General features: G+C 69.7%; 10 protein-coding genes and 2 pseudogenes. 9 read left to right on the top strand and 3 right to left on the bottom strand.

The annotated features are described in order from the left end of the window. Position 1: 1 nt before the first annotated feature. From ACGFU7_RS17730 to ACGFU7_RS17720, 3 genes are read right to left on the bottom strand one after another with little or no spacing between them, the layout of a single operon-like run. Positions 2–838, bottom strand: coding sequence for a carbohydrate ABC transporter permease (locus ACGFU7_RS17730; protein WP_393696786.1), 837 nt, complete (start codon positions 836–838; stop codon positions 2–4). Further along, positions 835–1,815, bottom strand: coding sequence for a carbohydrate ABC transporter permease (locus tag ACGFU7_RS17725; protein WP_393696784.1), 981 nt, complete (start codon positions 1,813–1,815; stop codon positions 835–837). The genes ACGFU7_RS17730 and ACGFU7_RS17725 overlap by 4 nt, the downstream gene beginning before the upstream one ends. Continuing rightward, entirely contained in the window at positions 1,802–3,061 is a 1,260-nt protein-coding gene (locus ACGFU7_RS17720) for an ABC transporter substrate-binding protein (protein WP_393696782.1), read from the bottom strand. The genes ACGFU7_RS17725 and ACGFU7_RS17720 overlap by 14 nt, the downstream gene beginning before the upstream one ends. 304 nt (positions 3,062–3,365) lie before the next feature. Here ACGFU7_RS17720 and ACGFU7_RS17715 point away from each other — a divergent pair, with 304 nt between their 5' ends. The 9 genes and pseudogenes from ACGFU7_RS17715 to ACGFU7_RS17675 all read left to right on the top strand — a co-directional run. Next, on the top strand, positions 3,366–5,522 hold the full coding sequence (locus tag ACGFU7_RS17715) for a right-handed parallel beta-helix repeat-containing protein (RefSeq protein WP_393696780.1): 2,157 nt from the start codon (positions 3,366–3,368) through the stop codon (positions 5,520–5,522). A gap of 323 nt (positions 5,523–5,845) precedes the next feature. Beyond that, positions 5,846–6,604 carry an SDR family NAD(P)-dependent oxidoreductase gene (locus ACGFU7_RS17710; RefSeq protein ID WP_393696778.1) on the top strand — a complete coding sequence of 253 codons (759 nt, stop codon included), beginning with the start codon at positions 5,846–5,848 and terminating at the stop codon, positions 6,602–6,604. Between the two features lie 40 nt (positions 6,605–6,644). Further along, positions 6,645–7,388: a FadR/GntR family transcriptional regulator gene (locus ACGFU7_RS17705; protein ID WP_393696776.1), complete on the top strand. Its 744-nt coding sequence runs from the start codon at positions 6,645–6,647 to the stop codon at positions 7,386–7,388. Next, a pseudogene (dgoD, locus tag ACGFU7_RS17700) lies at positions 7,385–8,530 on the top strand (galactonate dehydratase). The gene ACGFU7_RS17705 and the pseudogene dgoD overlap by 4 nt, the downstream one beginning before the upstream one ends. Positions 8,531–8,535: 5 nt before the next feature. Further along, the gene (locus ACGFU7_RS17695; RefSeq protein WP_393696774.1) at positions 8,536–9,414 is read left to right on the top strand and encodes a hypothetical protein; all 879 of its coding nucleotides are present in this window, start codon (positions 8,536–8,538) and stop codon (positions 9,412–9,414) included. Then, positions 9,402–10,049: a bifunctional 4-hydroxy-2-oxoglutarate aldolase/2-dehydro-3-deoxy-phosphogluconate aldolase gene (locus ACGFU7_RS17690; protein ID WP_393696772.1), complete on the top strand. Its 648-nt coding sequence runs from the start codon at positions 9,402–9,404 to the stop codon at positions 10,047–10,049. Before ACGFU7_RS17695 ends, ACGFU7_RS17690 begins: the two co-directional genes overlap by 13 nt. Next, the gene (locus ACGFU7_RS17685; protein WP_393696770.1) at positions 10,046–10,915 is read left to right on the top strand and encodes an SMP-30/gluconolactonase/LRE family protein; all 870 of its coding nucleotides are present in this window, start codon (positions 10,046–10,048) and stop codon (positions 10,913–10,915) included. Before ACGFU7_RS17690 ends, ACGFU7_RS17685 begins: the two co-directional genes overlap by 4 nt. Then, on the top strand, positions 10,912–11,913 hold the full coding sequence (locus ACGFU7_RS17680) for a sugar kinase (RefSeq protein WP_393696768.1): 1,002 nt from the start codon (positions 10,912–10,914) through the stop codon (positions 11,911–11,913). Before ACGFU7_RS17685 ends, ACGFU7_RS17680 begins: the two co-directional genes overlap by 4 nt. A gap of 106 nt (positions 11,914–12,019) precedes the next feature. Continuing rightward, positions 12,020–12,582: pseudogene (locus ACGFU7_RS17675) on the top strand (IS4 family transposase); the annotation flags it as partial. Positions 12,583–12,624: the final 42 nt, after the last annotated feature.

Raw genomic sequence — 12,624 nt, 5'->3', positions numbered from 1 at the left:
GTCACCCCTTCGTCGCGCCGGCGGTGAGGCCACCGACGATCTTGCGTTGCATGATCACGAAGAAGACCAGCACCGGTGCGATCGCCAGGAGCAGCGTCGGATAGACCACGGACAGGTCGGTGGTGTGCAGACCGATCGCGGAGTACACGCCGGTCATCACGGTATACAGGCCCGACGTCGGGCCCAGCACGATCTGCGGGTTCACGAAGTCCGTCCAGACCCCGATGGTGTGCAGGACGACCGCGGTGACCACGACCGGCCGCATCAGCGGGAAGATCACTTGCCAGAAGGTGCGCAGCCGGCCTGCACCGTCGATCTGCGCCGCCTCGTCGAGCTCCCGGGGGATGGACTTGATGTAGCCCACGAACAGGAACATCGACAGGGGCAGGGTCAGCGTCGCCTCGTACATGACGAACCCGGGGATCGTGCCCATCAGGCCCGTGAAGCGCAGCACATAGATCACCGGAATGACCAGCACCTGCCCGGGGATGAACAGCCCGGCCAGGAACACCAGCAGCATCCCCTTGTGCCACGGGCGGGTACCCCGGGCGATGACGTAGGCGGCCGGACCGGCCAGCGCCAGAGACAGCGCGTTGACCAGGACCACGAACATCACCGTCACACCGAACGCCTTGATGATGTTGTAGTCCGGTGACGACAGTGCCGCTCGGAGATAGTCCGTGGACAGCACGCCCGGGTCGGCGGAGAACGGCCGTTGACGGATCGCCGACTCCGGTTTGAACGCGTTGACGATCACGAGGTACAGCGGCGCCACCATGACCAGTGCGAAGAGGCCGAGCATGACCGGGCCGACCCGGCTGCCTGCATTGCGGTTCACAGTTCCACCGCCTTCTCGCTGCGCTGGCGCAGCGCGACGATCACGACGGCGAGCACCGTGATGACGATCATGAGGACGATGCTCTGGGCCGAGGCGTAGCCGATCTTCCCGTTCAGGAACGACTCCGACAGGACCAGGTACGCGTACGTCTGCGTGTGGCCGGCCGGACCACCGTCGGTCATCGCCAGTACCAGGTCGTAGACCCGCAGCAGTTGGACGAGTACGAGGACCACGTTGATCGTCACCGTGGGTGCCAGCATCGGCAGCACGACCTGGCGGAACGTCTGCCGGCGTGAGGCGCCGTCGATGCGCGCCGCCTCCAGGAGCGACTCGGGGATCGTCTGCAGCCCGGCGAGGTAGAGGACCACGTTCACCCCGAACGTCGACCAGATCACCACGAAGACGACCGCTGCGAGCGCCCACTGCGGATCGGACAGGAACGGGATCTTCGAGCGGTGCGCCGCGGTCAGGAGGGTGTTGACCGCTCCTTCGCTGCTCAGTATGGCCGACCACAGGAAGCCGATGATGACCGCGCCGAGCACGTGCGGGTAGAAGAACAGGCCCCGCAGCATCGCTTTGACGCGCCCCTGGCCGTTGAGCATGACCGCGAGGCCCAGGCCGAGGACGTTGCAGGCCACGGTGCCGACCACCGCGATCACGAGCGTGACGTATGCCGCGCTCGCCACGTCCGGGTCGTGGAACAGCTGAACGTAGTTGTCCAGGCCGACGAATTCGGAGTTGTCGGAGAAACCGTCCCAGTCGGTGAGGCTGAGCCGTCCGGCGACCACGACAGGGATGAGGATGAAGGCCACGATCGCCGCCAGTGCGGGGCCGACCATGAAGATGCCGGACAGGCTGCGGGCGGCGCGTGCGCGCAGCGGGCGCGGGGAAGTGTGGTGAGTGTGACGGGGGCGCTCGGGGACCGGTGGGTTGTCCGGCGGTCCAGGAGCGGTAAGCGTCTCGTTACTTGGGCGCATTCGCGGCCCACCACTTGTCCATGGCACCCGCCACCTGATCGGCTGTCGTCCCGAGATACATGCTCTGGACCTGGGTGTTGAACTCCGCGGGGAAGCCCGCCGGGGAAGAGTTGTCGCCCAGTCCGGGGCCGATCGCCACGGTCTTGCCGCCGGCCTCGTCGAGGAGCTTCGCGATGTCCTTGGTCAGCGGGGAGGCTTCGTAGCTGTATCCGGTACGGAAGTTGCCCTCCGCGCTCAGCGCCCTCGTGATCGCCTTCTTGTCGCTGACCAGGTACTTCACCAGGTCTATTGCCGCGTCCGCGTGCCTGGAGCTCTTGAGCACCGAGTACGGCATGGCCGGGTTGGCCCCCTGCGGCGGCGTGGAGCCGTCGAACGTGGGGACGGGGAACACGCCCGCGTCGATGCCCGGCTTCGCTTCGGCGAGCGAGGCCGCCAGCCAGTTGCCCATCACCATCGTCGCCGACTTGCCGGCTGTGAAGTTGTTGATCATGTCCTGGTACTTGATGCCGTTGGCGTCCTTGGGAACCAGGCCGTCCTTGATCCACGACTGGTAGACGCCCAGGTACTTGGCGTAGTTGCTGCCGGCGAAGGTCACGGAGCCCTTGTTCCGCTTCGCGTACCACTGCGGCTCGGTGTTCATCACGTTCGGGTTGGCCATCATCAGGGCCTGCGCGCCGGTGGTCCACTCACCACCGGTCTGCAGCGGCGTGTAACCGGCGCCCTTCAGCTTGCGCAGCGCGGCGGTGAACTCGTCGACCGTCCTGGGCGTCCCGGTGACACCGGCCTTGGCGAAGGCAGCCTTGTTGTAGAACACCAGCGACTGAAGCTGGACGCCGGTGCCGGCCATCCACACCTTGCCGTCCAGCTTGGACGCCTCCGCGAACGGTGCGTCCTTCACCCACTGCTCGTCGGGCAGCGGCTCCATCTGTCCGGCGAGAGCCGTGTTCTGCCCGCCGGCGAGGATGTCGGGCGGGCTGCCCGCGGCCAGTTGCTGCTTCAGCGTGTCCTCGATGCCCCTGCCGGTGGGCGCCTCGATCGTGACCTTCACTCCGGGGTGACTGGCGACGTACCCCGCCACCAAGTCCTTGTAGAACTGCTTGGTCAGCACCGGAGTGATGTTGACCAGCATGCGGATGTTCTTGTCGCCGCCTGCTGAGTCCGAGCCGGTCGAGCAGCCCGTGAGCAGTGCGGCGGATATGGCGATGGCACCCAGCTTGACCAGGTGCCGGCGAGAACCCGAAACCATCGAAACCTCCATCGATTGCTAATCGCTTATCGCTTATCGATAGCGCGCTCACCATCGAGGACCTGCCGGGCGACGGTCAAGGCCTGTCAACGGAGGCGTTACCCGTTCGCAACCTGCGCTGCGTGTGAACCGTGCTTCATCCAGCGGGTTTTGAAGGATCCCTTGACACTCGCCACCGCCGACCCACTACTTATCGCTCAACGATTATCGATAGTCGGAGCGTCGTGCAACGAAGGCTCGGCCGGAGGCGCTGTGCGCCCGGACCGAGGGCCCGGTTCCAGTAGGCACCTACGAAAGGCACAACATGTCCAGATTCTCTCGACGTGATCTCCTCAGGGCCGCCGGGGCCGTCGGCGCCGGCGCGTCGGCGGCCCTCGTCGCCGGGCCGGCCTACGCCGGTACCGGTGACCGGCGGGACCGGCCCAAGGACCAGAAGTCCTTCTTCGTGGCAACGGACGGGAAGGACTCGAACCGGGGCACGCAGGCCGCGCCCCTCGCGACGCTGGAGAAGGCGCGCGACGTGATCCGGACCTGGCGGCAGGGGGCGCCGGGCCGTGCCACGGAACCGGTGACCGTCTTCCTCCGGGGCGGCACGTACCGGCGGACGCGAAGCTTCACCCTCGAAGCGCAGGACTCCGGTGCACCGGGCCGGCCGGTCACCTACGCCGCCTACGAGGGCGAACAGGTCCGGCTCGTCGGCGGCGTGGACCTGCCCGCTACCGGTTTCGAGGCGGTCAGCGACCAGGCAATCCGCGACCGCCTCCCGGCCGGGTCACGCGACACCGTCCGCGAGTTCGACCTGAAGGCGCTCGGGATCACCGACTACGGCCAGATCGTCCAGACCGGATACGGCCTGCCGCGCGCGGTCACCCCGCCCGAACTGTTCTTCAACAGCGAGGCGATGACCCTCGCCCGTTACCCGAACACCGAGTTCCTCGCCGTCGGTCAGGTCATCGACCCGGGCGGGAACCCCCGCAGCGTCCTCGGCGACCCCGACAAGATGGCCGCCGAATTCGCCAAGGGGGCCACGTTCAAGTACACCGACCCCCGGCCGTCGACCTGGACCGACACCAGTGACGTGTGGATGCAGGGCTACTGGTTCTACGAGTGGGCCGACGGCAACCTTCAGATCAAGGCGATCGACCCGGCGGCGCAGACGGTCTCCACCAAGACCGCCAGCATGTACAGCGTCAAGGCGGGCCAGCGCTACTACTACTACAACGTGCTTGAGGAACTCGACTCGCCGGGTGAGTGGTACCTCGACCGGGCCACCGGGAAGCTGTACCTGTACCCGCCGAGTGACCTGTCCGGCGCGTCGGTGCAACTGTCGCTGCTCGCCGACCCGATGGCCGTCCTCAAGGGCTGCTCGAACGTCACGTTCTCGAACCTCATGTTCGAGGGGTCGCGCGGCGACGGCATCGTCATCACCGACGGCACGTCCAACACGGTCGCGGACTGCACCCTGCGGCTCCTGGGCGGTCGCGCGGTCACGATCGGCGACTCAAGTGTCTCGGCCGGCCCGCACGGCGGATCGCTGAACGAGGTCCGCGGCTGCCACATCCAGGCCACCGGTCAGGGGGGCATAGCCCTCGCCGGCGGTGACCGGGCCACCCTCACCCCGGCACGCAACCGGGCGGTCGGCAACGAGATCCACGACTACAGCCGCCTCCAGTTGACGTACAACCCCGCGGTCGAACTCGCCGGTGTCGGAAACCACGTCGCCAACAACCACATCTACGATGCGCCGCACGTCGCCATCCTCTTCCGCGGCAACGATCACGTGATCGAGTACAACGAGATCAACGATGTGGTGAAGGAGACCAACGACGCCGGCGCCATCTACGCGGGACGGGAGTGGACCGGACGCGGCACGGTCATCCGCTACAACTTCCTGCACGACATCGTGGGCAGCGGCGGATCCCTCTTCGCCTCGGGTGTCTACCTCGACGACTGCTTCTGCGGAACGACGGCGTTCGGCAACATCTTCTACAAGGTCGACACCGCCTTCCAGATCGGCGGCGGCCGGGACAACGTCATCAGCAACAACATCATGCTGTCGTCCGGCCGTTCGGTGACGCTCGACGAACGAGGTCTCAACTGGGCGGCGGAGGAAGTGGCACCCGGCGGCGCGTGGGGGATGTACGACCTGCTGGCCGCCGTTCCCAACCAGAAGGAGCCGTGGCGGTCGCGCTATCCGAACCTCGTGAACATTGCCGACGATCAGCCGGCGTACCCGAAGTACAACGTCGTCGAGTACAACGCGCTCTGCACCGTCGCCGCGCTGGACATCGCCCCGTCCGCGCGCACGTACGGAACGGTTGACCGCAATCTGACACTCACTGCCGACCCCGGCGTCGTGACAGTCGTGGACGGGAAGCCGACCCTGGGCAACGACGACCTGATCGCCGCTCAACTCCCCGACTACCAGCGGATACCCATGAACCGGATCGGACTCTCGTGACCCGCACGGCCGAGAGCCGCGGGGCAGGGAACCGGCCCAGTCAGAGCCAGTAGATTAATTAGTAATTAATCTTGACGGTGGCCCGGTTGCCCCGTCAGTCTGTATCAGCCGAACGAGGCCCGGCCGCCTGGGTCAGGAGGCCGGGCCTCGTTCCGTGGGCGCGCATGCGGAGTCGCAGGTGCACCTCAGCACAGCACAGAGCCGCACCTTTCTGGTCACCCCGCAGTCCAACTCGTCGTACGCGTGAGGCAGTAGCCAACCGTCCGAACGGCGCCACCGGCAGAATCGCCGACAGCTTCACCACCCGAGGAGCCGACAGCCCCATGAACGGAAACACCCGCTTCGCCGACAAGGTGGCAGTGGTCACCGGAGCCGCGTCGGGCATCGGCGCGTCCACCGCCGAACGGCTCGCCGCCGAAGGCGCCGCGGTGATCCTCGCCGACATCGCCGAGGACGCGGGCGAGCGTGTCGCCGCGGGCATCCGAACAGCGGGCGGCCGGGCCCTCTTCGTCCGCACGGACGTCGCGGACGAGGACGACTGGGGGCGGATCGTCTCCGCGGCGCACACCTTCGGCCCCGTCGACGTCCTGGTGAGCAACGCCTTCACGGTCGACGTCACCCCCGCCCACGAGATGACCGTCACCTCATGGGAGCGCCAGCTCGCAGTGAACCTCACCGGAGCGTTCCTCGGCTTCCGTGCGGTCCTGCCCGACCTGCGCGAACGCCGCGGCGCCGTGGTGCTCACCTCCTCGGTCCACGCCCACAAGGGCATCCCCGGACATCCCGCGTACGCGGCGTCCAAGGGCGCGCTGCTCTCTCTGTGCGGACAACTGGCGGTGGAGTACGGACCCGAGGTGCGGGTCAACGCCGTCCTGCCCGGCCCCATCCTCACCGGGGCATGGGACCGGGTCTCGGAGGAGGACCGGAGGCAGAGCGTCACCGAGACTGCCGCCAAGCGTTTCGGCACCCCCCAGGAGGCCGCGGCGGCGATTGCGTTTCTCGCCGCCGACGAGGCGTCCTACATCACGGGATCGAGCCTGCTGGTGGACGGCGGCTGGTCCGTCGTCAAGGCCTCGGCCTGACCGTCTCCGTACCCATCGCACACCAGAAAGGCACACAGACATGACGCCATACGCGCGCCGCGGAGTGCACGGCCAGACCGTGGAGACTCTCGCGCGCCGGGTGCTGAGCGGCGAGATCCCCGAAGGCGCGACACTCGATCTCGTTGCGCTGCAGGACGAGTTGGACGTCAGCCTGACCGCCTTGCGGGAATCCCTGAAGGTCCTCGCCGCCAAGGGGATGGTCGACGCGCGCCAGAAACGCGGCACCTTCGTCAGAGCCCGCGCCGACTGGAACCTCCTCGACGCGGACGTGCTGCGCTGGCAGTTCGCGGGTGGCACCGACTCCGGCACCGATCCGGCACTGCTGCACAACCTCGGTGAGGTGCGCGGCATCATCGAGCCGGCCGCTGTCCGGCTGGCCGCCGCCCGCCGCACCGATTCCGATCTGGACGCACTCGAAGCGGCCCTCGCCGCGATGGGTGAGCAGGAGGGCGGCGCGGCCCACGCGGTCGAGGCGGACCTCGCCTTCCACCGCGCGCTCCTCGCGGCCACCCACAACGAATTGCTCGAACGCATGGAGATGGTCATCGAGTCGGGCCTCGCGCACCGCGACGAGATCGTGCACAGTTCGCCGCACAGCGAGGACCCCGTACCCAGTCACCGGGCTGTGCTGGACGCCGTACGCGACCAGGACCAGGCTGCCGCCGAACGCGCCATGCGGGACCTGCTCGACCAGGCCGTACGCGACCTCGACCGGGCCCACGACACCCGGCCGGCCACCGACGAGGGGACCGCGAACCGGTGAAGATCACTCGCATCGAGACCTTCCTCGTACCGCCACGCTGGCTGTTCTGCCGGATCGAGACCGACGAGGGCGTCGTCGGCTGGGGGGAACCCGTCGTCGAGGGCCGGGCCGAGGTCGTCCGCGCCGCCGTCGATGTCCTCGCCGAATACCTGATCGGCCAGGACCCGCTGCGCATCCAGGACCACTGGCAGGTGCTCAGCAAGGGCGGCTTCTACCGGGGCGGACCGATACTCTCCAGCGCCGTCGCCGGTATCGACCAGGCCTTGTGGGACATTGCCGGCAAGGCCTACGGCGCCCCCGTGCACGCGTTGCTCGGCGGTCCGGTCCGCGACGAGGTGCGGGTCTAAGCCTGGGTCGGCGGCGACGAACCCGCCCAGCTCACCGAGGAGATCACCGCCCAGGTCGAGGCCGGCTTCACCGCCGTCAAGATGAACGCGGCGGGTCGCACCACACCCCTCGCCACCCCCGCCGAGACCGCCGCCGTCGTCGATCGGGTGACCGCCGCCCGTGCGGTCCTCGGCCCCGGCCGCGATGTGGCCATCGACATGCACGGCAGATTCGGACCGGCCGGCGCCCGCCGGGTCCTGCACGCCATCGAGCCGCTGCACCCGCTGTTCGTGGAGGAACCGCTCCTTCCCGAACAGGGGCACCTGCTGCCCGCCCTCGTCGGCGCCACCTCCGTACCCATCGCCACCGGCGAACGGCTGTACGGGCGGGCCGATTTCCTGCCCGCTCTCACGGCCGGCATCGCGGTCGCCCAGCCGGACCTCTCGCACGCCGGAGGCATCTCCGAGGTCCACCGCATCGCCTCGCTCGCCGAGACCTACGGTGCACAACTCGCCCCGCACTGCCCCCTCGGCCCGATCGCACTCGCCGCCAGTCTCCAGATCGCCTTCGCCACCCCGAACTTCCTCATCCAGGAGCAGAGCCGGGGCATCCACTACAACAAGGACGCCGACCTGTTGTCGTACGTCGTCGACACCGAACCGTTCCGCTTCGTCGGCGGACGGGCGCGGCGCACGGCCCTGCCGGGGCTCGGTGTCACGGTTGAGGAGAACGCCGTACGCGCGGCCGACCGGACCGGGCACGCCTGGCGCAATCCGGTGTGGCGGTACGACGACGGCGCCTTCGCCGAGTGGTGAACACGATGCCCGCCGTCAGAATCGAGACCGACCCGGCCGGCGGCGGAAGGTGGACGTCCCTGCGTGCGGCCGGCCGCGAATGGCTCTGGCACCGCGACGAGCCACGCCGCCCCGGCGCCATTCCGGGCGACGCCTTCGCCGACGCCGGTGGACTGGAGGAATGCGTACCGACCGTACGCGGCACACCCGACCACGGCGATGCCTGGGCCCGGCCCTGGCAGTGGGCCGATGGCACCGAGTCCGTCGACTGCCCGGACTTCCGGCTCAGCCGCCGGATTCGCAGCGACGGAGGCCGCGCAGTGGCCGACTACCGGCTCACGGCCGAACCCGGCTACCGCTTCCTGTGGGCCGCGCACGCGCTGTTCGATCTCTCGGAGGAGGCCCATATCGGGATCAGGGACGGCACGCCGACCCGCTTCTATCCCGACAGCGGCGCCCGGTGGACCCCCTGCTCCTGGCCGTCGCAGCCCGGGCGGACAGAAGGACTCGACCGGCTCGGGCCGGATGACGGGACGGCCGTCGGCGCCATCGTCGACACCCCACAGGTGTACGTCCGCGACGGCGCGGCCACGTTGCGCATGGCCGTCGAGGCCGAAGGCCAGCCGGTGTCCGTAGCGCTGTGGCGCAACCTCGGCGGCTTCCCCGAGCAGGAACCGTACCGGTCCGTAGGGGTCGAGCCCATGCTCGGCCGGGTCTTCGACCTGGCGGCCGCGCAGGACGGGGACGCCGCGTGCGTCCCGCGCAGCGGCGAGGTCCGCTGGCGTCTCACGCTGGCTGCGCAGGCACCGGAGCCGTGGACACAACCAGCGCCACAGACGGAGCCGGAAACCGACACGGCACCGGAAGACACAGACAGGAAGGGAACTCGCACGTGGATCTGCTGACTGCGCTGCGCACCCACCGGATCGTCGCCATCGTGCGCGGCGACGATGCGGACGCCGCGCTCAGGACCGTACTGACCCTGGCGGAGGAGCACCTCCCGCTCATCGAGGTCTCTCTCAGCGGAAAGGACGCACTCGACGTCATCCGCCGGGCCCGCGCCGCGCTGGGCCCCGGTGCACCGCTCGGTGCGGGCACCGTCCTCACCGCCGAGGACGCACACGCGGTACGCGACGCGGGAGCCGGCTTCGTCGTCACCCCTGCCGTCTGCGAAGCCGTCACGGAGGCCCAGCGCCTCGGGCTGCCCGTCCTTGCGGGGGTGATGACCCCCACCGACATCGTCGCCGCACGGCGGCTCGGTGCGGACGCGTTCAAGATCTTCCCTGCGGCGCAGGCCGGTGGCCCCGGATATCTGAGGGCACTGCAGGGCCCGTTCCCGGACGCGCCGTTCGTGCCGGTCGGAGGAGTGGACGCCGACGCGGCCGGGACCTATCTCGCGCACGGGGCTACCGCCGTGGGTGTCGGCTCGCCGCTGATCAGCGACGCGGCCGACGGCGGCAGTCTCGAAGCACTCCGCGAGCGGGCGCGCGCCTTCCGCGACGCCGTACGCGCCGCCGCCCCCGCGGACGCCGGCCGATGACCGCCGGCACACCGGCCGTCTGCTGGCAGGACCGGCTCGGGCTCGGTGAAGGAATACGCGCGGTCGACGACGGCATCGTCCTCGTCGACATCCTCACCGGGCGGCTGCTGGCCGGACCCACGGACCGCTCAGCTCCGCTGACGCAACTCGCCCGGCTGTCCGTGCCCCTGGGCGCGGTCGCCCCCGTCCACGCACGCCCCGGCACCTGGATCGCGGCCGCCGGAACCGGTGTCTGTCTGATCACCGCGCACGGGCGGACCGAGTGGCTCGCGCGCCCCGAGGACGGGGCCGCCACGGCCATGCGGATGAACGACGCGACCGCCGATCCGTACGGCAGGTTCTGGGCGGGCAGCATGGCCTACGACGCCGAGGACGGCGCGGGCTCCCTCTACCGTGTCGACCACGAGGGCACGGTGATCCGGGTGCTGGACGGCCTCACCGTTCCCAACGGCCCGGCATTCTGTGCGGACGGCACCGTGATGTACCTCGCCGACAGCGCCAAGGGGATCATCCGCCGGTACCCGGTCGACCCGGACACCGGGCTGCCGGGTACGCCGGACACTTTCGCCGCCTTCGACCGCGGCAGCCCCGACGGTATGACGGTGGACGCCGAGGGCGCCCTGTGGACTGCGGTCTGGGGCACCGGCACTGTCCACCGCTACCGCGCCGACGGCACCTTGGACCGGCAGATCCGAATTCCTGCGACGCAGCCCGCCGGGCTGTGCCTCGACGGGGACAGCCTGTACGTCACCAGCGCGCGGCACGGTCTCGCTGCACCCGGACCGCTGGACGGTGCAGTCTTCACCACGCGGGTCGGCGTCCGGGGCCTGCCCACGTGTGCCTACCACCCCGGGAGAACCGAGTGACGGCGATTCACACGTCCCGCGAAACCGGCCGGCGGCCGGTGACGGGACCGGTGACCTGTATCGGTGAGACCATGGCCGCGCTGATCCCCGAACCCGCCGCCCCGCTGGACGGTGCCGGTCTGCTCGGGATCCGGATCGCGGGCGCCGAGTCCAACGTGGCGATGTACCTCGCCGACCACGGGGTGCCCGCCCGTTGGGTCTCCGCGCTCGGTGACGACCCGTTCGGACACCGGATCCGCGCCGAGGTGGCCGCGTCCGGTGTCGACATCAGCGGCGTACGCACCGACCCGCACCGCCCGACCGGACTCCTCGTCAAGGACCCCGGCACCGAGGGCACCCGGGTCCACTACTACCGCCGCGGCTCCGCCGCCTCGGCCCTGACCCCGGACATCCTGGACGACAATGCCGTGCGCTCCGCAGGCCTCGTGCACCTGAGCGGCATCACCCCGGCACTCTCGGCAGGCTGCCGGGACCTGGTCACCGCGCTGCTCGAGCCCGACATTGCTGAACGCCCGTGCCCCGTGAGCTTCGACGTCAACCACCAGGCCGCTCTGTGGGCGGAGGGTGCGGCGGCCACCGTGCTGCTCGGGCTCGCCCGACGGGCGGACATCACGTTCGTGGGCCTCGACGAGGCACAGGCCCTGTGGGGAGACGGACTTGCCGACGCCTTCGCCGTACGGGACTTGCTGCCACAACCGCCCGTCCTCGTCGTCAAGGACGGTGCACGGGCCGCCACCGCCTTCGACGGCCCCAGGGTCCACACCGTGCCCGCGCCCAGGGTCGAAGTCATCGAACCGGTGGGCGCCGGTGACGCGTTCGCGGCTGGGTTCCTCGCCGGACTGCTGCGCGGCGAGGAACCCGTACGGGCGCTGCGGCTGGGGCATCTGACGGCGGGCGCCGCGCTGCGGGTGACCGGCGACCACGGCCCGCTGCCGGACCGCGCCCGCCTCGCCGAGCTACTCGACGCGGCGCCCGAGGAGTGGGCAGAAGGTGGGTGACCCGGCGATCCGGCCACTGAGCTGAACCGCATTCCGTGCGGCCCTGAAGCCAGGCATGATCGCCCCGGCCGATGGGAGAACACAGGTCCGATGCCTGCACCAGCGAACGCGCACCCCGGCCCGCTGGGCGCCGCTGCCCGACGGAACGTACCTGACCCGGATCAACGGGGTCCGGTTGCGGATCACCGACGCGCACATCGCTGGGACCACCGTCAAAGGGCTGCGGCTGCGGCACCGACCCGGACCGCGCCTCGTTCACGGTGGCTCTGGAGACCGCGAAGGACCAGGTCATCGCCGCTGCCGGCGTATTACCGGACGGAGGGCCCCGGCGGCTCGGACAGGCCGTGCTGGACAACCTGCTGCCGCCGCGTCGGCCGCGTGTCGCCCCGCGCCGCGTCAAGTGTCGGATCTCCCGGTATGCGTCACCACCGGACCAGGCCCAGGTCCTCAGCGCGTCTCGCATCAGCGACATGACCAGCACCGTGGACCAGAGCCCACAGGGCTCCGATGGGTCGACGTGACCGGACACTGCAGTTGTTGCGGACCGACCCGGCACGTTCCTGGCGCGCCTGCGAGATCGCCCGGGGAATCGGCCTGGACGATGCGCGCGGACTGCGTGCCGAGTTCGGCCGCTGGGTCAACGAGGGCATCCTCCGCAGGGCCGCCCGGTCATGCCGCAGGTGTACACATCACCGGCCGGCAGATCGCCCT

It is taken from the genome of Streptomyces sp. NPDC048473 (assembly GCF_043200155.1).
In the GTDB taxonomy this organism is placed as follows: Bacteria; Actinomycetota; Actinomycetes; order Streptomycetales; family Streptomycetaceae; genus Streptomyces.
This window is presented reverse-complemented; position numbering and strand designations above follow the sequence as displayed.